We start from the raw sequence: 19,731 nt of genomic DNA on the forward strand, positions 1-19,731 counted from the left end.
CGGGTCAGGCCACCCGGCGCACCGGCCCCAGCCACGGCTCGAACCCGTCGCCGGACCGGCCGGCCCACGGGGTGGTCCCGGCGCTGTCGGCGGGTCCCACCAGGAGGTCCTCGAAGGCCTGCTCGAGGTGGTCGGGCGGCGTGCCCACACCGGTGAGCAGCAGCCGGGTGCGCGGGCCGCCGCGGCCCCACGTGCCGTGGTCGCCCACGCTCAGCTGCCCGCCCGAGCCGTCCCACGCCAGCCGGCGCCCGGGCCGGGTCGGCAGCCAGAACCAGCCCCGGGAGCGGTGCCGCCCACCACCGAGGCGGTCGAGGTGGAGCAGCAGCCGCTCGGGGTGGAAGGCCCGGTCCGAGACCAGGTCGCGGGTCCACGCCCGCCCCGAGCCGTGGGGCGCGACCACGTCGCGGTGCAGGTCGACCCACCCGAGGGTGGCGGCGTGGTGGTGGTCGTGGCGCACCAGCAGGTCGCCGGGGAGCCGCTCGGGACCCAGCACGACGGGCACGCCGGGGCGCCGCAGCGCCGCGAGCAGGTCGGCGCCGCCGTCCTGGACCGGGCCGGTGACCACCACGTGGTCGGCGTGCTCCACCTGGGCGCACGCGACCTCGCCGACGCCGCGGCTGTCGTCGGCCGACGAGGCCAGGCCGCGCTCGCGCAGCAGGTCGTCGCCGAGCAGGTCGTCGACCACGGCGGATCCCTCGACGCAGGCCAGGACGGATGCGACGCGCACCACGCGGGCGGCGTCGGCGTCGGTCTCGAGCAGGTGGCACACGGCCGCGGCGGGGGCGCCGACGGGCAGGTGGGCGATGACGCAGTCCCACCGCCCGCTCGCGGCGAGCCGCACCAGGGTCGGGACGACGTCCTCGGTCACCGCGCAGCTGACGCACGCGTGCTCGAGGTCGACCTCGACCCGCTCCACCACGCTCTGGGCGTCGCTGACGGTCCGGGTCAGGCGCTGGGCGTCGACGTCGAGGTGGTGCTGCACGGCCACCGACCGCGGTCGGTCCCACAGCAGGCTCACCATGGTCGCGGCGAGGGACTCGGGCGAGACGCCGCTCAGCAGGGTGACGGGTCGGCGGTCGGGGAGGGACGGCATGACGCTCCTGTCGGCTAGATGAGAATCATTCTCATCATGCCAGACACGAGCGTCAGGACGGGAGGGGGCTCAGGCGCCGGGGGCCGGCGGTGCGGTGGGTGCCGCGTCGGGGGCGTCCATGTCGCCGATGCCGGTGCGGAGCTCGCCGAGGATGCGGGCGAGCAGTCGGGAGACCTGCATCTGCGTGACACCGATGTCGTCGGCGATCTCGCGCTGGGTGAGCCCGTCGAAGAACCGCAGCTGGAGGACGCGGCGGTCCCGGTCGCCGAGCTGGCGGACCAGGGGGCCGAGCAGCACCCGCGCCTCGGCGGCGGGCTGGTCGGAGCTCTCGGAGCTGAGCACGTCGCCCAGCGGGACCGAGGCGTCCTCGCCCACCGGCACGTCGAGCGAGGCGGGCACGAAGCAGCCGTGGGCGCTCATCGCCTCGGTGACGTCGCGCAGGTCGACCTCGAGCGCCGAGGCGAGCTCGCGGGGCTCCGGGTCGCGGCCCAGGCTGTTGGCGAGCTCGTTGCGGGCCGGGGAGATCCGCGCCTGCAGCTCCTGGACGCGCCGCGGCGGGCGCACCATCCAGCCGGCGTCGCGGAAGTGCCGCTTGACCTCGCCACGGATCGTCGGCACCGCGAAGCTGACGAACTCGCTGCCGGTGGAGCGGTCGAAGCGTCGGCTGGCCTTGACCAGCGCGAGCCGCGCCACCTGGAGGAGGTCGTCGGTCGGGATCCCGCGCGAGCGGAAGCGGGCGACCACGGCCGTGGCGAGCCCGAGGTTGAGCACCACGATGCGGTCGAGCAGGCGGCGCTCGACCTCGGGGTCGGAGGTCGCCGCGGCCTCGGAGAACAGTGCGGCGGTCTCGTCCGCCCGGTCGCGGCGGCGCTCCTCCGAGGGGGTCAGGGGGCGCTCGTCGAGCGAGCTGGCGTCCATCGGGACGGAGACGAGGGGGAAGGTCTCGGAAGGTCGGTCCTGGAGTGAAGTCATGCTGGGCTCACCACCGTTCGTAGCGTGTGGTCTCGCCGAGTGGCTGCAGCGAAGAGGTGGCGCGCGTGGCGCCTCGCAAGGGGCCCTGTGACAGCTGAACGACTGTCCGTCTAGGGGCTAGAACCCGGTGCAACGTCCTCGACACTACGCCCTCGACCCCGACGGCGCTCACCCCCCGTGGGGTGAACTTCAGCCGAGGTGGCGCCGCAGCAGGCCCATGGACTCGTCGAGCAGCGCCTGCAGGTCGGCGTCCGGGTCGGCCAGCCACGCGTCGTACGCCGCCAGCGCGAGCGCGAGCGAGACCTGGCTCACCACGCGGGGCAGCAGGCTCCCCGCGGGCAGGTCGTGGCGGGCCGCGACGTAGTCGGCGATGACCTCGCGCCACTCGGCGTACCGCAGCACCGAGTGGGCCTGGAGCTCCGGGGTGCCGAGGATCAGCTGCATCCGCTCGCGGTGCGTGGGGCGGGAGTCGGCGGGGAACTCGTTGAACTGCAGCACGGCCCGGTGGACCGCCGCGTGGACCTCGAGGTCGGGCGGCATCCGGGCCAGGACCTCGCGGAACCCCGCCAGGGTGTGGTCGAAGCGGCCCCACGGGATGTCGTTCTTCGAGGCGTAGTAGCGGAACAGCGTGCGACGCCCGACGCCCACCTCGGCGGCGATCATGTCGAGGGTGGTGCGGTCGAAGCCGTGGCGCCCGAAGAGGCGGAAGGCGGCCTGCTCGATGGCGGCGTGGGTGGTGGCCTCCGGCCGCCCGAGGGCAGCGCTTCGCACCGTCGGACGCTCCACCATGACGGGGGGGAATCTACCCGACCGGAGGGGTTACTTTCGGCACTTGGTGCCAATAGTGTGGCGCGCACCACAGCCCGGGCACGGGGTCCGGGCGCTACGTCCCCAGGAGGACCCATGGCACCCGAGCAGCCCCAGACCGACCTCGCCGCCCCGACGTCCGTCGCGACCCCCGCCGAGGAGCTGACCTCGGAGAGCCTCATCGAGGAGGTCTCGATCGACGGCATGTGCGGCGTCTACTGATGCTCGACGAGCCCTGGACCCTGTCACCGTCGGTGGCGCTGCGCCCCGAGCCCTTCGGTGCGCTGGCCTACCACTTCGGCAACCGCAAGCTGACCTTCCTCAAGCGGCCCGAGCTGGTGGCAGTGGTCCGGGGCCTCGGCGACGCCGCCGACGTCCGCTCCGCGCTCGTCGCCGCCGGCATCCCCGACTCCCAGCACGAGGCGTACGCCGAGGCGCTGCGCGGCCTCGCCACGACCGACACGATCCGCCCCCGACACGACGCAGGAGCGCTCGCATGACCCTCACCCCGACCCGGCCCGCGGAGCGCGCGAGCGCCCCGGCGCGCCCGCAGGGCGGCACCCTGGTGGAGCAGTTCGAGCTGGGCCTCGACGCCCCCATCTGCCTGACCTGGGAGCTGACGTACGCCTGCAACCTCGCCTGCGCCCACTGCCTGTCGTCCTCGGGCAAGCGCGACCCCCGCGAGCTGAGCACCGCGCAGGCCGAGGCGGTCATCGACGAGCTCCAGCGGATGCAGGTCTTCTACGTCAACATCGGCGGCGGCGAGCCGACCATCCGGCCCGACTTCTGGCACCTGCTGGAGTACGCCGTCAACCACCAGGTCGGCGTGAAGTTCTCCACCAACGGCGTGCGGCTGACCCCCGAGCGGGCGGCCTTCCTCGCCGGCCCGGCGTGCGCGGGCTACGTCGACGTCCAGATCTCGCTCGACGGCGCGACCGCGGAGGTCAACGACTACGTCCGCGGGCCCGGCTCCTACGACACCGCGCTCACCGCCCTGACCAACCTGCAGGAGGCGGGCTTCACCGACGCCAAGATCTCGGTCGTCTGCACCCGGCAGAACATCGGCCAGCTCGACGACTTCAAGGCCCTCGCCGACCGCTTCGGCGCCACGCTGCGGCTCACCCGGCTGCGCCCCTCGGGCCGCGGCGCCGACGTGTGGGACGAGCTGCACCCCCTCCCGGAGCAGCAGCGCGTGCTCTACGACTGGCTGGTGGCCCACGGCGAGGGCGTGCTGACCGGCGACTCCTTCTTCCACCTCGCCGCCTTCGGCGAGGCCCTGCCCGGGCTCAACCTGTGCGGCGCCGGGCGGGTGGTGTGCCTGATCGACCCGATCGGCGACGTCTACGCCTGCCCCTTCGCCATCCACGACCAGTTCCTCGCCGGCAACCTGCTCGACGAGGGCGGCTTCCGGCGGGTGTGGCAGGACTCCGCGCTGTTCACCGAGCTGCGCTCGCCGCAGACCGGCGGGGCGTGCGCGTCGTGCTCGGCGTACGACGCCTGCCGCGGCGGGTGCATGGCCGCGAAGTTCTTCACCGGCCTGCCGCTCGACGGCCCCGACCCGGAGTGCGTCAAGGGCAACGGCGAGCTGGCGCTGGCCGGCGAGCGCAGCATCCCGGCCGCCAGCCAGGACCACTCCCGCTCGACGCCGACCCGCAACGAGCCGGTGATGCTCACGCTCCAGCGCACGCCGCCGGTGAGCGCGTGCGCCGAGAGCCCGCTGGCCGGCTTCGACCCGTCCCCGCTCGGTGGGGCGACCCCGGTCGTGGCCCCGGTGGTGCCCTCGGGTGGCTGCGGCTGCGGGGGACACTGAGGTGGCGACCCCCGCGATCTTCTCCAGGATCGAGAACCCCTGGAAGCAGAACCCCTGGTTCGAGGCCGTCGCCGTCGCCCAGGAGCGCGCCCGCAAGCGGCTGCCCAAGCCGGTCTACGGCGCCCTGGTGGCCGGGTCCGAGCGCGGCCAGACGATCGCCGACAACCAGGCCGCGTTCACCGAGCTCGGGCTGGCGCCCCACGTCGCGGGCCACCGGGCCGACCGGACGATGGCGACCTCGGTCATGGGCCAGGAGATCTCGCTGCCGGTCATCATGAGCCCCACCGGCGTCCAGGCCGTCCACCCCGACGGGGAGGTCGCGGTCGCCCGCGCCGCCGCCGCCCGGGGCACGGTCATCGGGCTGTCCAACTTCGCCTCCAAGTCCGTGGAGGAGGTGGTGGCGGCCAACCCGCAGACCTTCTTCCAGATGTACTGGACCGGCGACCGCGACACCATGGTGCAGCGGATGCAGCGCGCCCACGCCGCCGGCGCCCAGGGACTCATCGCCACCCTCGACTGGTCGTTCTCGATGGGCCGCGACTGGGGCAGCCCGGAGATCCCCGAGAAGGTCGACCTCAAGACCATGGTGCGGATGGCGCCGCAGGTGGCGCTCCGGCCGAGGTGGCTGTGGCAGTTCGGCCGCACGGGCACCATCCCGGACCTGACCGCGCCCAACCTCAGCCCGCCCGACGGGGGACCGGCGCCGACCTTCTTCGGCGCCTACTACGAGTGGATGACCACGCCGCCGCCCTCGTGGGACGACGTCGCCTGGATGCGCGAGACCTGGGACCAGATCTCCGGCCGGCCGTTCATGCTCAAGGGCGTGTGCCGCGTCGACGACGCGCTGCGTGCCGTCGACTGCGGCGTCGCGGCGATCTCGGTCTCCAACCACGGCGGCAACAACCTCGACGGCACCCCCGCCAGCATCCGGGTGCTCAAGCCGGTCGCCGACGCGGTCGGCGGTCAGGTCGAGGTGGTCATGGACGGCGGCATCCGCCGCGGCTCCGACGTGGTCAAGGCCCTCGCGATGGGGGCGCGGGCCGTGATGATCGGCCGCGCCTACCTGTGGGGCCTCGCGGCCAACGGGCAGGCCGGCGTCGAGAACGTCCTCGACGTGCTGCGCTCGGGCATCGACTCGGCCCTGCTCGGCATGGGCGTGCAGTCGATCGACGAGCTCGGCCCCGAGCTGCTGGTGGTGCCCGAGGGCTTCCACCGCCCGCTCGGCGTCCCCGCCTCCTCGTGAGGCCGTGCTGGTGAGGCGGGTCCGGTGCGCCTGGCCGAGCTGACCTGGCCCGAGGTGCCGCGGGGCGCGACCGTGCTGGTGCCGGTCGGCGCCCTGGAGCAGCACGGCCCGCACCTGCCGCTCGACACCGACGCCGTGGTCGCCGAGGCGGTCGCCGCACGGGCGGCCGCGCTGGCGCCGCACGACGTGGTGCTCGCGCCCGTCGTCGCCTTCGGGGCCAGCGGCGAGCACCAGTCGTTCGCCGGCACCACCTCGATCGGCACCGAGGCGCTGCGCGTCGTCCTGGTCGAGCTGGTCCGCTCGCTGCGCACCTGGGCGGGCCGGGTCGTGCTGGTCAACGGCCACGGCGGCAACCTCGACGCGGTGCGCGCGGCCGTCGCCCAGCTGGTCGCCGAGCAGCACGACGTCGCCTGGGTGCCGTGCGCCGTCGCGGGCGCGGACCTGCACGCCGGCCGCACCGAGACCTCGCTGCTGCTCCACCTCGCACCCGCCTCCGTGCGCCTCGACCGGGCCGAGCCCGGTGCGCTCGGCAGCGCCGCCGAGCTGCTCCCGCGGCTGCGGGCCGGCGGCACCGCCGCGGTCTCGGCCAACGGCGTCCTCGGCGACCCGACCGGCGCCAGCGCCGCCGAGGGCGCGCAGCTGCTCGACGCGATGGCCGCCCGGGTGCTGGCAGTCCTCGCGCCCGTCGAGACCGGGGCCGCCCGGTGAGCCCGGCGTGAGGGTCGCGCTGGTCACCGGCGCCGCGCGCGGGATCGGGGCGGCCACGACCCACCGGCTCGCGGCCGAGGGGTACGCCGTGCTGGCGCTCGACGCCTGCGCCGGTCCCGACGCCGGGCCGGGCCACGCGGCGTACCCCCTGCCGGGGGTGGCGGACCTCGAGCGCGTGGCCGCGGCGTACCCCGAGGTCGAGGCGGTGGTCGCCGACGTCCGCGACCGCGCCGCCCTCGAGCGGGCGGTGGCGCGGGCCGTGGAGCGGTGGGGACGCCTCGACGTGGCCGTCGCCTGCGCCGGGGTCGTCGCCGGCGGCCGGCCGCTGTGGGAGACCCCGGACGCCGAGCTCGACCTGCTGTGGGAGGTCGACGCCAAGGGCGTGTGGCACACCGCGGCGGCGGCGGTGCCGGCGATGCTGGCCGGCCCCGACCCCGCGGGCGCGCGCTTCGTGGCGGTGGCCTCGGCGGCCGGCGCGCACGGGCTGTTCCGGATGGCGGCCTACAACGCCGCCAAGCACGCCGTGGTCGGCATCGTGCGCGGCCTCGCGGCCGACCTCGTCGGCACCGGCGTCACGGCGGTCGCGGTCTCGCCGGGGTCCACCGACACGGCGATGCTGCGGGCCACGGCCGAGCTGTACGACGCCACCACCGACGACCTCGCCGCCCACCAGCTGCTGCGCCGCCCGCTGCGGCCCGAGGAGCTGGCCGAGACGATCGCGTTCTGCTGCTCGCCGGCCGGCGCCGCGCTCAACGGCAGCGTGGTCAGCGCCGACGGCGGCTTCGGCGGATGAGCGCCGAGCCGCTCCCCGGTGACGCGGCGCGGGGTGCTGCCGGCCCGCTGCCGCCCGGCTTCACGGTCGCCGTGCGCGACGACGTCCGCCGGGCCGGGGGCGGGGCGCTGCTGCTCGGGGGATCGCCGCTGCGCGCCGTGCGGCTCTCCGCGCGGGCCCGCCTGCTGCTCGTCGCCGACCGGGTCGAAGTGGCCGACGTGGTCTCCGAGCAGCTGGCGCGCCGGCTGCTCGACGCCAACCTGGCCGACCCCGTGCTCGACGACGTGCGGGTGCCGGCCCACGAGCTGACCGTCGTGGTGCCGGTGCGCGACCGGGCCGAGCAGCTGGCCCGCACCCTGGCCCCGCTCGCCGGGCTCGACGTCGTCGTGGTCGACGACGCCTCGCACGACCCCGCGGCGGTGGCCCGGGTGGCCCGTGCCCACGGCGCCCGGGTGCTGGCGCTGCCGGTCAACCTCGGTCCGGCCGGGGCCCGCAACGCCGGCCTGCGCGAGGTCGCGACGACCCACGTCGGGTTCGTCGACTCCGACGTCCAGGTCGACGCCGCCGTGCTGCTGCGCCTGGCCCGCCACTGCGCCGACCCGCGGGTGGCGCTGGTGGGACCGCTGGTGCGCAGCCGGGCCCGGTCGGTGCCGCCGCGGTGGTTCGAGCGCTACGACGAGCAGTCCTCCTCCCTGGCGCTGGGCTCGCGCAGCTGCTCGGTCCGGCCCGGCGCCGCGGTCGCGTGGCTGCCGAGCGCCTGCCTGGTGGGGCGCACGGCCGCGCTGGGCGACGGCTTCTCCGAGCAGATGCGGGTCGGGGAGGACGTGGACCTGGTCTGGCGCCTGGTCGGCTCGGGCGCGGTGGTGCGCTACGAGGCGGGCGAGACCGCGCTGCACGACGCCCGGTCGACGGTGCGCGACTGGCTGGGCCGCAAGTACCTCTACGGCACCGGCGGCGCCGACCTCGCCGCCCGGCACGGCTCGCTCGGCGCCGTGGCCGTGCTCTCCCCGGCGATGGCGGCCGCCGGCGCGGCGGTGCTGCTGCGGCGCCGCTGGTCGCTGCCGGTGGTCGCGCTCGGCCTGGCCCGCGCCGTCCACCAGCTCGGCACCTCGCTGCCCGCGGCCCCCGAGCGTCCGGCCCTGGCCCGCTCGGTCGCCGTCCGCGGCCTCGGGTGGGCGGTGCGCCAGGAGTCGGCCCTGCTGCTGCGCCACTGGTGGCCGCTGGGCGTGCTGGCGCTCGCCTCCCCGTCCGGACGCCGGGCGCTCGGCACGGCGGTCGCGGTCGACCTGGTCGTCCACCGCGACGTCGTGCGCCGCGCCGGTCCGCTCACCACGCTCGTCGCCCGCCGCCTCGACGACCTCGCCTACGGTGCCGGCCTGTGGGCCGGGGCGCTGCGCCTGCGCGAGCCCCGCGGCCTCGCCGTGCGGGTGGTGCGCCGGGGCCGGTAGCCCGGGCTGGCGAGCCGTCCGGACCCTCAGTGCCCGAGCAGCTGGTCGAGCAGCCGGGGGAGGTCGTCGACGGACTCGATGGGGGCCATCCGGGCCCCGGCCTCGCGGGCGACCCGGCGGGCCTCGTCGTCGTCGCTGGCGGGGGCGATGACGACCAGCTCGTGGAGGGCGCGGGCGGCGGGGACGGGGTCGACCTCGTCGGTGGCGCGGCAGTCGGACAGCACGATGGTGATCCGGCGGTGGGCGCGGGCGCCCTCGAGCTGGGTGCGGGCGGCGCGGAAGGCGGCGTCCATGGACGTCATGCCGTGGCCGCGCAGGCCGAGCACGCGCTGCACGGTGCGCAGCGGCGGGCTGGGGGCGTGCAGGTCGAGCAGCACCTCGGGGGTGCGGTCGAAGGCGATCACCGACAGCTCGCCCTCGGAGCGCAGCGCGCAGGCGGCGGCAGCCATCGCGGCCGTCACCAGGCGGGAGCCGTCCATCGACCCCGAGCGGTCGACCAGCAGGCACAGGGCGGTGCTGGGCCGGTGCCAGGTCGTGGCGGTGAGCTCGTCCATCCCCGGCGGGCGCTGCTCGCCCCGGGCCCGGCTGATCGCCTCCAGCGAGGCGTCCACGTCGAGGTCGCCGCCGCGGTCGGCGGGGACGCGGCGCAGCTTGCCGGCGCCCTGCCCGCCGCGGGTGCCGGCGCGGGCGCGCTCCAGCACGAGGCGCGGCACCAGCGACTGCACCTTGGCGCGCAGCGCCGGGTCGGTCGCCGTCGACATCAGCATCAGCAGCGGCAGCACCTCGTCGGCGTCGTCCGCGACGGCGTCGCGGACGGCCTCGGTGTCCAGCTCGCCGACCTCCGGCGAGAGCTCCTCGAAGCGGGCGTGGCGGGCCAGCTCGGGTCGCCCGGTGGTGCGCTGCGGACGGCCGCGGCGCGAGGGCTGCGGCGCGTCGGGCTGCTGGGGTGAGCCCGCCCCGGCGGGGGGCGGGCTCAGGCTTCCCCCGGGGCCTCCTGCGACCGCTCGCCGGTGGGGTCCGCGTCGGCGGCCGGCTCGGCGCCGAAGGTCGCGACGTACAGCTCCTCCACGACCTCCTCCGGCGTCCGGTTCGACGACTCGTCGACCTTGACCCGGCCGCTGAGCGCCACCAGGGCGGCGTCGAGGCCGGTGCGCCAGTGCGTCGGGGACACGCCGCGCGAGCGGGCCAGCTCGTGCACCATGCCGGCCAGGTCGATGGTGCCGCGGACCGACGAGCCGACCCGCAGCTCCGGGTGCTCCCGGGTGGCCCGGACCAGGGCCACGACCTGCGCCGCCCACTCGGGCGAGGCGACCGGCGCCCGCTGGGTGAGGATCGCGGTCTCGGACTCGGCCGACTGGTAGCCCATGACGATCCGGCAGGTGCGGTCGTAGACGGCGCTCGAGACGCGGGCGGTGCCGACCGCGTCGTACGGGTTCATCGCGGCGACGATGCCGAACCCGGGGGCGGCCCGGACGGTGCCGAGCCGCGGCACCGAGATCTCGCGCTCGCTCATCACGGTGAGCAGCACGTTGAGGGTCTCCTCCGGCACCCGGTTGAGCTCCTCGAGGTAGAGCAGCCCGGCTCCGCGCATCGCGGTCAGCAGCGGGCCGTCGACGAACACGGCGGGGTCGTAGCCGCGCTCGAGCACCATCGCGGGGTCGAAGTGGCCGACCAGCCGGGCCGGGGTGAGCTCGGCGTTGCCCTCGACCAGCACCAGCGCCGAGGAGCGGCGGCCGGCCAGGGCGCGCAGCAGCGTCGACTTGCCGGTGCCGGGCGGGCCCTCGAGGACGACGTGGGCGCCGGCCCGCAGCGCCGCCTCCAGCAGCTCGGTCTCGCGGGCCCGGTCGACGACGGGGTCGACGGCGGGGTCGACGACGGGCTCGGTGCCGCCGGGGCGGTCGGGATCGGTGACGGCCGCGGGTGCGGTCACGTGGTGGTCCTCACGTCGGGGAAGGACCGACCCCGGGTGGTGGGCACCCGGGGTCGGACGGACGGGTCGTGCTGGCGTGCGGGTCCGGCTCAGTGCTCGTGGATCACGATGCCGCGGACGTTCTTGCCGGCCAGGAGGTCGTCGTAGCCCTCGTTGACCTGCTCGAGCGTGTAGGTGTTGGTGATGATCTCGTCGAGCTTGATGTCGCCCGACTGGTAGAGCCCGAGGATCCGCGGGATGTCGGTGGTGGGGTTGCAGTCGCCGAACAGGCTGCCGCGCAGCTGCTTGCGGTAGAGGGTCATCACCGAGCCGGACAGCTGGATGTTGGCCTCCTCGATCTTGTTGAGGCCGGTCAGCACGACCACGCCGCCCTTGCCGACGGAGTTGAAGCCGTCGCTCACGATCTCGCTGGTCATCAGGCCGGGGGTGAGGATCGCCGAGTCGGCCATCTGGCCGCGGGTCAGGTTGGTGATCGTCTCCATGGCCTCGCCGGCGCTGGCGAAGGCGTGGGTGGCGCCGAGCTCCATGGCCTTCTCGCGCTTGTTGGCCAGCGGGTCGATGGCGATGACGTTCTTGGCGCCGGAGAGCGCCGCGCCCTGGACGGCGTTGATGCCGATGCCGCCGACACCCATGACGACCACGGTCTGGCCGGCCTTGACCTCGGCGGTGTTGACGGCCGAGCCCCACCCGGTGGGGACGCCGCAGCCGACGAGCACGGCCTTGTCGAGGGGCAGGTCGTCGTCGACCTTGACGCAGGAGTTCTGGTGGATCACGCCGTACTGGCTGAAGGTGCCGAGCATGCACATGGCGCCGTACTGGCCGCGCGGACCGGTGATCGGGAACCGCTCGCCGGGCAGGTAGCCCTCGAGGATCGTGGCGCCCATGTCGCAGATGGACTGCTGGCCGTTGGCGCAGTAGCGACAGGTGCCGCAGTTGGGGATGAAGGAGCACACCACGTGGTCGCCGGGCTTGACGCGGGTGACGCCGGGACCGACCTCCTCGATGATGCCCGCGCCCTCGTGGCCCAGCACCATGGGCAGCCGCGCCTCGAGGTCGCCGTGGGCGACGTGGACGTCGGAGTGGCACAGCCCGGCGTAGGTGTAGCGGATCAGGACCTCGCCCTCCTGGGGCTTGTCGAGGTCGAGCTCCTCGATCTCGATGCGCTTGCCGGCCTCGATCACGACTGCTGCCTTGGTCTTCACCTGGGCTCCTTGCTGTGGGGTCGCGGGGACTACGTGACGCCCGCCACACTCACACCGCCGACGGGGGGCCGACTGTTCAAGAACTGGACAATCGCGGACTGGACAGTGGTCGGTAGTGTGACGTGGACCACTCGCTGCGGAGGCCCGATGACGACGCTCTCGACCGGCTCCACCGGTGCGGTGCCGGGCGTCCCGACCGCGTTGCGCGACCCCATCGCCGCGTCCTGGCGTCGTGCCAGCCTGGCCGGGGTGCAGCCGGAGTCGGCGCTGGAGCGGCTGCGGCCCGGCGACGTCGACCTGACCTCGCCGCTGCTGGCCGCGGCCACGCCGGTGCTCGACGACCTCAACGAGCGGCTGCGCGAGACCATGTTCTGCACGCTGCTGGTCGACCGCGAGGGCCAGGTCGCCCAGCGCTGGTGCGGCGACCGGGCGGCCGCCTCGGCCCTCGACGAGCTGGGCGTCGACCTCGGCGTCAACCTGCTGGAGGAGTCGGTCGGCACCAACGCGCTCGGCACGGTCCTGGAGACGCGGCGCGCGCTGTCGGTGCACGGCGAGGAGCACTACGCCGTGCCGCTCAAGCGCTTCAGCTGCTACGGCCACCCGATCGTGCACCCGACGACGAAGCGGATCGAGGGCGTCCTCGACATCACCGCGCTCGTCGACCGCGCCAGCCCGCTGCTGCCGCCGCTCGTGGCCCGCGCCGTCGCCGACATCGAGCAGCGGTTGCTCGACGGCAGCCGGATCTCCGAGAAGGAGCTGCTGCTGGCCTTCCAGCTCGCCTCCGCGCGGCGGCGCCCGGTGGTGGCCGTCGGGGAGGACCTGATGATGAGCAACCAGGCGGCCCTCGACCTGCTGGGCTCCACCGACACCGCGCTGCTGCGGATGATCGGCCTCGACCTGGCCCGCGGCCGCAGCACCGCCATCGACCTCACCCTGGCCAGCGGCACCGACGTGGTGGTGCGCGCCGAGCGGGTCACCGGGGCGCGCAGCGGGATGCTGCTCCACCTCGAGCCCGCGCTGCCCCGGCCCCGGCCGGCGGCGCTGCCCGTGGCGCGACCCCCGGTCGACATCGACGCCCCGGTGCTCGTGGCAGGAGCCCCCGGCACCGGCCGCAGCACCCGGGCGCGGCAGCTGGCCGAGGAGCCGGTCTCGGTGCTCACCGCCGCCGCGGCCATGCTCGACGGCCCCGAGGCGTGGGTGCGCGACTTCGCCTCGATGGTGCGCGCCGGTCAGGGCACGCTGTGCATCGACGGCGTCGACCTGCTGCCGCCCGACCTCGTCGAGCTGGTCGCCTCCCACGTGGCGCTCCAGGTGCCACCCCGGCTGGTGCTGGTCTCGGGCCCGGTCGACCACCTCGAGGGCCGGGTCGCCGGCCTCGCCGCCGAGTGCCTGCGCCGCGAGGAGCTGCCGCCCCTCTCGGCCCGGCTCACCGAGCTCCCGGCCCTGGTCGCGGCCATGCTGGTCGACCTCGGTGCACCCCGCTCGCTGCACCTGACGCCGAGCGCGCTGGCGGCGCTGTCGCGCCACTCGTGGCCGGGCAACCTGCGCGAGCTGCGCGCCGTCGTGCGCCACGCCTCCCAGCAGCGCTCGACCGGCGCGATCACCATCGACGACCTGCCCGAGCAGTACCGCGCCCGGGAGCGGGCGCACCAGCTCGCCCCGATCGAGCGGGCCGAGCGCGACGCCATCATCGGGGCGCTGCGCGAGCACGGCGGCAACAAGCTGCGCACGGCCCGCACGCTCGGGATCTCCCGGACGACGCTCTACGCCAAGATGCGGAGCCTGCGCATCACCCACTACTGACCGGCGCCCGGTGTGTTCCGGGGGTGCGCCGGCGCGCGAGGAGGCCCCGCCGTGGACCAGCACCAGGAGCACCGCCCGGACGGGCACCAGCCCCACGACCCGCTCGGGCCGGTCCCCGAGCACGAGCGCCACCGGCTGTCGATGACGCTGCTGATGACGCCGGACATGGCCAAACTTCTCCGGCGACGTGCACGGCGGCACCATCCTCAAGATCCTCGACCAGGTCGCCTTCACCTGCGCCAGCCGCTGGGCCCGCCAGTACGTCGTCACGCTGTCGGTGGACCGCGTCACCTTCCGCGAGCCGGTGCACATCGGGGAGCTGGTCACCTTCGACGCGTCGGTCAACTACACCGGCACCACCTCGATGGAGGTCGGCATCCGCGTCACCACCGAGGACGTCCGCCAGCTGAGCCGCCGGCACACCAACAGCTGCTACTTCACGATGGTCGCCCTCGACGAGGAGCGCCGCCCGGTGCCGGTGCCGCGGCTGGAGCTGCGCGACGAGGACCAGCGCCGCCGGTGGCGCGAGGCCGAGGAGCGCCGCGCCCAGCGCCGGCGCTGACCTGGCGCCGGGACCGGCCGGGCCGCCTCAGCCCAGGTAGCCCCGGGCCCCCTCGCTCGTGACCGCCTCGGCGGCGGCGCTGCAGGCCTCGGTGACCGCCTCGGCCAGGGGGGTGCCGTCGGCGAGCATCGCGGCGATGGTGCCGACCAGGACGTCCCCGGCCCCGGTGGTGTCGACGGCCGCGACGCGCGGGGACGAGACCCGCAGCTCGGTGCGGCCGGTCACCACGACGGCGCCCTGGGAGCCCAGGGACACCACCACCGAGCGGCAGCCCAGCCGCTCGGCCAGCGGCCGCGCCAGGTCGGCGGCGGGGGCGTGGGCGGCGAGGTCCGCGCCGTGCTCGCGGAGCAGGTCGGCCGCCTCGTGCTCGTTGACCACCAGCGGGTCGGCCGCGGCGAGGGTGTCCGGGTGCAGGCCCGCGGTCGGGGCGGGGTTGAGCACGAACCGCACCCCGCGCGCCACGGCCTCGCGGGCCGCGGCGTCGACCGGCTCCGCGCCGGGCTCGTTCTGGCCCAGGACGACGTCGACCGCGGGGGAGCCCGCCTCGCCGGACCCGTCGGTCAGGGCCGCGCGCACGTCGTCGCCCGAGAGCAGGGCGTTGGCGCCGGCCCCGACCACGATGGAGTTCTCGCCGTCGGGGGTGAGCACGATCAGCGCGGTGCCGGTCGCGGTGGTGGGGTCGCGGCGCACCCGCGAGGTGTCCACGCGGGCGGCCTGCAGCTGCGCCAGCTGCTCGCGACCGGCTGCGTCGTCGCCGACCACGGCGCACAGCAGCACCCGCGCACCGGCGTACGCCGCGGCTGCCGCCTGGTTGGCGCCCTTGCCGCCGCCCGAGACCTGGGGGCCGTCGCCGACCACCGTCTCCCCGCCGCCCGGACGCACGGGTGCGCGCACCGTGACGTCCTGGTTGACCCCGCCGACCACCAGCACCGTTCCCATGCACGGACCGTCTCACAGGGCCGGGGACGGCGCCGCGGGGTGCCCGAGTGCGGGATCACGCGGACAGCCGGTTGACGTCGTGGCATGCTTAGGCAAGCCTTACCTACGCATCGCCGCATCGTCACTGCCCGACCGCTCGCCCGCCCGCCGACCGCCCGCCCCAGGAGCCCCCGTGATCTTCTGCCATTGCGCGGTCGTGGGCGACCGTGACGTCAAGCGGGCCGTCGACGCGGGCGCCCGCACCGTGTCCCAGGTCTGCCGCTCCACGGGCGCCGGGCAGCAGTGCGGGTCGTGCGTCTTCGCGGTGCGTCGCGTGGTGTGCGACCATCTGGCCCAGGCGGCTGCGGAGGTCGTCACCAACCCGGAGGTGGACGTTGCAGCCAGTTAGCCCGCGCGTGGTGGAGCTCCTCAACGAGGCGCTCACCTTCGAGCTCACCGTGACCAACACCTACTTCCTGCACGCCCGGATGCTCGACAACTGGGGCCTGCCGAAGCTGGGCAAGGTGTTCTACGCCCTGTCCATCGACGAGATGAAGGACGCGGACGCGATCATCAACCGCATCCTGCTCTTCGAGGGCCACCCCAACCTGCAGCGCCTGGGCAACATCACCGTGGGCGAGACCGCCGAGGAGATGCTCGCGCTCGCCTACGAGAGCGAGAAGGCGGCCGTCAAGCAGTTCAACGCCGCGGCCCAGGAGTGCCACGACCTCGGTGACCACGGCACCGCCGCCGTCTTCGAGGAGTACGTCCGCGACGAGGAGCAGCACGCCGAGTGGTTCGAGGCGCAGCTCGAGGCCATCAAGCGCGTCGGCGTCCAGGGCTACCTCGCCCAGCAGATCGACGCGAGCGTCCCGCCCGGTTCCTGACCCCCGCGAGGGTCAGCCGACGTCGTCGGCGAGCGTGGCGGCCGTGCGCCGCAGCAGCGGGACCGCCTCGGCGACCAGGTCGTCGCTCATCCGGGGCGCCGGCCCCGAGATCGACAGCGCCAGCCGCACCGGCGCCGACCCGGGCCGCAGCGGCAGCGCGACCGCCACGCAGCGCACCCCCACCTCCTGCTCGCCCTCGTCGAGGGCGTAGCCCTGCGCCCGCACCTGCTCGAGCGCGGCCAGGTACGCCTCGGGGTCGGTGAGGGTGCGGTCGGTGTGGCGCACCAGCCCGGTGCGCCCCAGCAGCGCCCGCACCTCGACCTCGGGGGAGTCGGCGAGGATCGCCTTGCCGACCGCGGTGCAGTGCGGCTGCACCCGCCGCCCGACCTCGGTGAACATGCGCATCGCGTGCCGCCCCGGCACCTGCGCCACGTAGGCGACCATGTCGCCGTCGAGCATGGCCAGGTTGGCGGTCTCGCCGAGCGCGTCCACGAGCCGCGCCAGCAGCCGCTCGGCGCCGGCCCCCACCATCGAGCTGGCCGCCGCCCCGAGCGGCACCACCCGGAACCCGAGCGCGTACCGCCGGTCCGGCAGCTGCCGCATGTAGCCCCGGTCGACCAGGGTGCGCAGCAGCCGGTGCGTCGTCGGCAGGGGTACGCCGGTCGCGGCCGCGATCTCGCCGATCGTGAGCGTCCCGCCGCGCGCGGCGACCGTCTCGAGCAGGTCGAGCGACCGGTGGACGGACTGCACGCCGCCCGACCGCTGGTCGGGGTGCTTGTCCTCGCGCTGGTGGGGCATAGAGAGGTCCTGAGGTCGTGTGACGGTTGACACGAGCGCCGTCACTGCCTAGTTTCCATTATCAGTGGGTGATCTTTCCACGATGTGGAAATGTGTCAAGACCCACGACCGAGACCCCGCAGTCGAGCAAGGGAGTGGCATGGACCAGCGCGTGCAGACCGGCGGACTCGAGGTCGCCGAACGCCTCCACCGGTTCGTCGAGGAGGAGGCGCTGCCCGGCACCGGCCTGGACCCCCAGGCCTTCTGGGACGGCGTCGGCGCCCTGGTGCGCGACCTCGCGCCGCGCAACGCCGCGCTCCTGGCCCGCCGCGAGGAGATCCAGTCGCAGCTCGACGACTGGCACCGCGCGCACCCCGGCACCCCCGACGCCGAGGCCTACACGGCGTTCCTGCGCGAGATCGGCTACCTGCTCGACGAGCCCGCGGAGGTGTCGGTGACCACCTCCGGCGTCGACGCCGAGGTCGCCGAGATCGCCGGCCCGCAGCTGGTGGTCCCGCTGCTCAACGCTCGCTTCGCCACCAACGCGGTCAACGCCCGCTGGGGCTCGCTCTACGACGCCCTCTACGGCACCGACGTGGTCCCCCACGAGGGCGACCTGGCGCCGGGCGAGGGCTACAACCGGGCTCGCGGCGACGAGGTCATCCGTCGCGGCCGGGAGTTCCTCGACGCCCACTTCCCGCTGGCGTCGGGCTCCCACGCCGACGCGACGGCGTACGCCGTGGACGACGAGGGCGTGGCGGTCACCGTCGACGGCCAGGTCGTCCGGCTCGCCGACCCCGCCCAGCACGTCGGCCACCGCGGCTCGCGCGAGCACCCCGAGGGCGTGCTGCTGGTCCACCACCACCTGCACGTCGAGATCCAGGTCGACCCCGAGGACAGCATCGGCTCGACCGACCGCGCCGGGGTCAAGGACCTGCTGCTCGAGTCGGCGGTCTCCACGATCATGGACCTCGAGGACTCCGTCGCCGCCGTCGACGCCGAGGACAAGGTGCTCGGCTACCGCAACTGGATGCGGCTCATGGACGGCACCCTGTCGGAGGAGGTCACCAAGGGCGGCACGACCTTCACCCGCGCGATGAACCCCGACCGCACCTACACCGGCCCGACCGGCGAGGAGGTCGTGCTGCGCGGCCGCTCGCTGCTGTTCATCCGCCAGGTCGGCCACCTGATGACCACCGACGCGGTCCTGCTCGACGGCCAGGAGGTGCCCGAGGGCGTCCTCGACGCGATCATGACCGGCCTCGGCAGCGTCAAGGCGCTGCGCGGCGACTCCGAGCTCGACAACTCCCGCACCGGCTCGATGTACGTCGTGAAGCCCAAGATGCACGGCCCCGAGGAGGTCGCCTTCGCGGTCGAGCTCTTCGGCCGCGTCGAGGAGCTGCTCGGGCTGGCCCGGCTCAGCATCAAGGTCGGGATCATGGACGAGGAGCGCCGCACCACCCTCAACCTCAAGGCGTGCATCGGCGAGGCCAGCGAGCGGGTGGCCTTCATCAACACCGGCTTCCTCGACCGCACCGGCGACGAGATCCACACCTCGATGCAGGCCGGCCCGGTCGTGCGCAAGGCCGACATGAAGTCCGAGACCTGGATCAAGGCCTACGAGGACCTCAACGTCGACATCGGCCTGGAGTGCGGGCTGCTCGGCCGTGCCCAGATCGGCAAGGGCATGTGGGCCGCGCCCGACAGCCTCGCGGACATGCTCGAGACCAAGATCGGCCACCCCCAGGCCGGCGCCAGCTGCGCCTGGGTGCCCTCGCCGACCGCGGCGACCGTGCACGCGCTGCACTACCACCAGGTCGACGTCCGCGCCCGCCAGGAGGAGCTCCGGTCCGCCGGGCGCCGCCGCGGCCGCGAGGACCTGCTGCAGGTGCCGCTCGGCGACCCCGCCTCGTGGAGCGAGGAGGACCGCCAGGCCGAGATCGACAACAACCTGCAGAGCCTGCTCGGCTACGTCGTGCGCTGGGTCGACGCGGGCGTCGGGTGCTCCAAGGTCCCCGACATCACCGGCGAGCCGCTCATGGAGGACCGCGCCACCTGCCGGATCTCCGCCCAGCACGTCGCCAACTGGCTGCACCACGGCGTCGTCTCCCGCGAGCAGGTCGAGGAGACGCTGCGCCGGATGGCCGGCGTCGTCGACGAGCAGAACGCCGGCGACCCGACGTACGTCGCGATGGCCCCGGGCTTCGACGGCGAGGCCTTCGCCGCCGCCCACGCCCTGGTCCTCGACGGGCTCGCCCAGCCCAGCGGCTACACCGAGCCGATCCTGCACCGCCAGCGGGCCGCCAGGAAGGCCCACGACCACGCCGGCACGTCCGGCACCGACGAGGGGACCGCCCGATGACCGCGCTCGACCTGGACACCGCCCGCAGCATCATCGCCGCCGCCCGCGCCCACGGCAGCTCGGCGGGCTTCAAGCCGCTGACCGTCGTGGTCCTCGACGCCGGCGGCCACGTCGTCGCCGTCGAGCGCGAGGACGGCGCCTCGATGAAGCGCTTCGAGATCGGCTTCGGCAAGGCCTACGGCGCGCTCTCGCTCGGCATGGGCTCGCGCTCGATCATGGCCCGCGCCGAGCAGCAGGCCTACTTCATCGGCGCGGTCACCGCGGCCGTGGGCGGCACCCTGGTGCCGGTCCCCGGCGGGGTGCTGGTGCGCGACGAGGGCGGTGACCTGGTGGGCGCCGTGGGCGTCACCGGCGACACCTCCGACAACGACGAGGCCGCGGCCGTGGCCGGCATCGAGGCCGCCGGCCTCACGGCCCAGGTGGACTGAGGAGACGAG

21 protein-coding genes are annotated in these 19,731 nt (G+C 74.9%); 13 read left to right on the top strand and 8 right to left on the bottom strand.

The genetic code is table 11. The annotated features are described in order from the left end of the window. Nucleotides 1-4: 4 nt before the first annotated feature. From BLU55_RS17605 to mftR, 3 genes are all read right to left on the bottom strand, one after another. Nucleotides 5-1,093, bottom strand: a complete 1,089-nt coding sequence (locus BLU55_RS17605) for a CobW family GTP-binding protein (RefSeq protein WP_091732417.1) — start codon at nt 1,091-1,093, stop codon at nt 5-7. A gap of 69 nt (nt 1,094-1,162) precedes the next feature. Further along, a complete protein-coding gene (locus tag BLU55_RS17610; RefSeq protein WP_091732421.1) occupies nt 1,163-2,011 on the bottom strand; it encodes a sigma-70 family RNA polymerase sigma factor in 849 nt (282 codons plus the stop codon). Between the two features lie 243 nt (nt 2,012-2,254). After that, the gene (mftR, locus tag BLU55_RS17615; protein ID WP_231916938.1) at nt 2,255-2,836 is read right to left on the bottom strand and encodes a mycofactocin system transcriptional regulator; all 582 of its coding nucleotides are present in this window, start codon (nt 2,834-2,836) and stop codon (nt 2,255-2,257) included. A 132-nt stretch (nt 2,837-2,968) separates the two neighbouring features. On the opposite strand from mftR, the gene mftA reads away from it, so the two are divergent. The 7 genes from mftA to mftF are packed head-to-tail and all read left to right on the top strand — an operon-like array spanning nt 2,969 to nt 8,853. Further along, the gene (gene mftA / locus BLU55_RS17620) at nt 2,969-3,094 is read left to right on the top strand and encodes a mycofactocin precursor MftA (RefSeq protein ID WP_091732427.1); all 126 of its coding nucleotides are present in this window, start codon (nt 2,969-2,971) and stop codon (nt 3,092-3,094) included. Continuing rightward, a complete protein-coding gene (gene mftB / locus BLU55_RS17625; protein WP_172833933.1) occupies nt 3,094-3,372 on the top strand; it encodes a mycofactocin biosynthesis chaperone MftB in 279 nt (92 codons plus the stop codon). The genes mftA and mftB overlap by 1 nt, the downstream gene beginning before the upstream one ends. After that, entirely contained in the window at nt 3,369-4,682 is a 1,314-nt protein-coding gene (mftC, locus tag BLU55_RS17630) for a mycofactocin radical SAM maturase (RefSeq protein ID WP_091732432.1), read from the top strand. Before mftB ends, mftC begins: the two co-directional genes overlap by 4 nt. A 1-nt stretch (nt 4,683) precedes the next feature. Further along, complete coding sequence (mftD, locus tag BLU55_RS17635; protein WP_231916939.1) at nt 4,684-5,925, top strand: pre-mycofactocin synthase MftD; 1,242 nt, start codon at nt 4,684-4,686, stop codon at nt 5,923-5,925. A gap of 24 nt (nt 5,926-5,949) precedes the next feature. Continuing rightward, a complete protein-coding gene (gene mftE, locus BLU55_RS17640; RefSeq protein WP_091732434.1) occupies nt 5,950-6,633 on the top strand; it encodes a mycofactocin biosynthesis peptidyl-dipeptidase MftE in 684 nt (227 codons plus the stop codon). Nucleotides 6,634-6,640: 7 nt separating this feature from the next. Further along, complete coding sequence (locus BLU55_RS17645; RefSeq protein WP_091732436.1) at nt 6,641-7,426, top strand: mycofactocin-coupled SDR family oxidoreductase; 786 nt, start codon at nt 6,641-6,643, stop codon at nt 7,424-7,426. Then, entirely contained in the window at nt 7,423-8,853 is a 1,431-nt protein-coding gene (gene mftF, locus BLU55_RS17650; RefSeq protein WP_091732439.1) for a mycofactocin biosynthesis glycosyltransferase MftF, read from the top strand. Before BLU55_RS17645 ends, mftF begins: the two co-directional genes overlap by 4 nt. 26 nt (nt 8,854-8,879) lie before the next feature. Here mftF and BLU55_RS17655 read toward each other — a convergent pair whose 3' ends face one another. The 3 genes from BLU55_RS17655 to BLU55_RS17665 form a co-directional block, all read right to left on the bottom strand. Beyond that, complete coding sequence (locus tag BLU55_RS17655) at nt 8,880-9,635, bottom strand: vWA domain-containing protein (protein ID WP_197681035.1); 756 nt, start codon at nt 9,633-9,635, stop codon at nt 8,880-8,882. Nucleotides 9,636-9,826: 191 nt separating this feature from the next. Next, complete coding sequence (locus tag BLU55_RS17660) at nt 9,827-10,783, bottom strand: AAA family ATPase (RefSeq protein WP_091732441.1); 957 nt, start codon at nt 10,781-10,783, stop codon at nt 9,827-9,829. 89 nt (nt 10,784-10,872) lie between these two features. Continuing rightward, nucleotides 10,873-11,985, bottom strand: a complete 1,113-nt coding sequence (locus tag BLU55_RS17665) for an NDMA-dependent alcohol dehydrogenase (protein ID WP_091732444.1) — start codon at nt 11,983-11,985, stop codon at nt 10,873-10,875. A gap of 147 nt (nt 11,986-12,132) precedes the next feature. On the opposite strand from BLU55_RS17665, the gene BLU55_RS17670 reads away from it, so the two are divergent. Together BLU55_RS17670 and BLU55_RS17675 are read left to right on the top strand one after the other, a co-directional pair. Continuing rightward, entirely contained in the window at nt 12,133-13,788 is a 1,656-nt protein-coding gene (locus BLU55_RS17670) for a sigma-54-dependent Fis family transcriptional regulator (RefSeq protein WP_091732447.1), read from the top strand. Between the two features lie 187 nt (nt 13,789-13,975). Beyond that, the gene (locus tag BLU55_RS17675) at nt 13,976-14,350 is read left to right on the top strand and encodes an acyl-CoA thioesterase (RefSeq protein WP_197681036.1); all 375 of its coding nucleotides are present in this window, start codon (nt 13,976-13,978) and stop codon (nt 14,348-14,350) included. Between the two features lie 27 nt (nt 14,351-14,377). On the opposite strand, the gene BLU55_RS17680 is transcribed toward BLU55_RS17675, so the two are convergent. Beyond that, a complete protein-coding gene (locus BLU55_RS17680) occupies nt 14,378-15,289 on the bottom strand; it encodes a PfkB family carbohydrate kinase (RefSeq protein ID WP_197681037.1) in 912 nt (303 codons plus the stop codon). A 172-nt stretch (nt 15,290-15,461) separates the two neighbouring features. On the opposite strand from BLU55_RS17680, the gene BLU55_RS17685 reads away from it, so the two are divergent. Further along, nucleotides 15,462-15,677: a (2Fe-2S)-binding protein gene (locus tag BLU55_RS17685; protein ID WP_091732452.1), complete on the top strand. Its 216-nt coding sequence runs from the start codon at nt 15,462-15,464 to the stop codon at nt 15,675-15,677. A gap of 10 nt (nt 15,678-15,687) precedes the next feature. Continuing rightward, the gene (gene bfr, locus BLU55_RS17690) at nt 15,688-16,155 is read left to right on the top strand and encodes a bacterioferritin (protein WP_231916940.1); all 468 of its coding nucleotides are present in this window, start codon (nt 15,688-15,690) and stop codon (nt 16,153-16,155) included. A 12-nt stretch (nt 16,156-16,167) separates the two neighbouring features. Here bfr and BLU55_RS17695 read toward each other — a convergent pair whose 3' ends face one another. Next, on the bottom strand, nt 16,168-16,953 hold the full coding sequence (locus BLU55_RS17695) for an IclR family transcriptional regulator (protein ID WP_091732459.1): 786 nt from the start codon (nt 16,951-16,953) through the stop codon (nt 16,168-16,170). Between the two features lie 139 nt (nt 16,954-17,092). Between BLU55_RS17695 and BLU55_RS17700 the strand changes: the two genes are divergently transcribed. Then, the gene (locus BLU55_RS17700; protein WP_091732463.1) at nt 17,093-19,294 is read left to right on the top strand and encodes a malate synthase G; all 2,202 of its coding nucleotides are present in this window, start codon (nt 17,093-17,095) and stop codon (nt 19,292-19,294) included. Beyond that, nucleotides 19,291-19,722, top strand: a complete 432-nt coding sequence (locus tag BLU55_RS17705; RefSeq protein ID WP_091732465.1) for a GlcG/HbpS family heme-binding protein — start codon at nt 19,291-19,293, stop codon at nt 19,720-19,722. The genes BLU55_RS17700 and BLU55_RS17705 overlap by 4 nt, the downstream gene beginning before the upstream one ends. The last annotated feature ends 9 nt before the right edge of the window (nt 19,723-19,731 follow it).

Origin of the sequence: Nocardioides scoriae (genome assembly GCF_900104965.1) — a bacterium.
Lineage (GTDB): Bacteria > Actinomycetota > Actinomycetes > Propionibacteriales > Nocardioidaceae > Marmoricola > Marmoricola scoriae.

Excerpts from the sequence above, each read along its gene's own strand:
- mftA (WP_091732427.1), top strand. The coding sequence starts at position 2,969 with ATGGCACCCGAGCAGCCCCAGACCGACCTCGCCGCCCCGACGTCCGTC.
- mftB (WP_172833933.1), top strand. The coding sequence starts at position 3,094 with ATGCTCGACGAGCCCTGGACCCTGTCACCGTCGGTGGCGCTGCGCCCC.
- mftC (WP_091732432.1), top strand. The coding sequence starts at position 3,369 with ATGACCCTCACCCCGACCCGGCCCGCGGAGCGCGCGAGCGCCCCGGCG.
- BLU55_RS17610 (WP_091732421.1), bottom strand. The coding sequence starts at position 2,011 with ATGGACGCCAGCTCGCTCGACGAGCGCCCCCTGACCCCCTCGGAGGAG.
- mftF (WP_091732439.1), top strand. The coding sequence starts at position 7,423 with ATGAGCGCCGAGCCGCTCCCCGGTGACGCGGCGCGGGGTGCTGCCGGC.
- BLU55_RS17680 (WP_197681037.1), bottom strand. The coding sequence starts at position 15,289 with ATGGGAACGGTGCTGGTGGTCGGCGGGGTCAACCAGGACGTCACGGTG.
- BLU55_RS17695 (WP_091732459.1), bottom strand. The coding sequence starts at position 16,953 with ATGCCCCACCAGCGCGAGGACAAGCACCCCGACCAGCGGTCGGGCGGC.
- BLU55_RS17670 (WP_091732447.1), top strand. The coding sequence starts at position 12,133 with ATGACGACGCTCTCGACCGGCTCCACCGGTGCGGTGCCGGGCGTCCCG.
- BLU55_RS17705 (WP_091732465.1), top strand. The coding sequence starts at position 19,291 with ATGACCGCGCTCGACCTGGACACCGCCCGCAGCATCATCGCCGCCGCC.
- BLU55_RS17700 (WP_091732463.1), top strand. The coding sequence starts at position 17,093 with ATGGACCAGCGCGTGCAGACCGGCGGACTCGAGGTCGCCGAACGCCTC.
- BLU55_RS17605 (WP_091732417.1), bottom strand. The coding sequence starts at position 1,093 with ATGCCGTCCCTCCCCGACCGCCGACCCGTCACCCTGCTGAGCGGCGTC.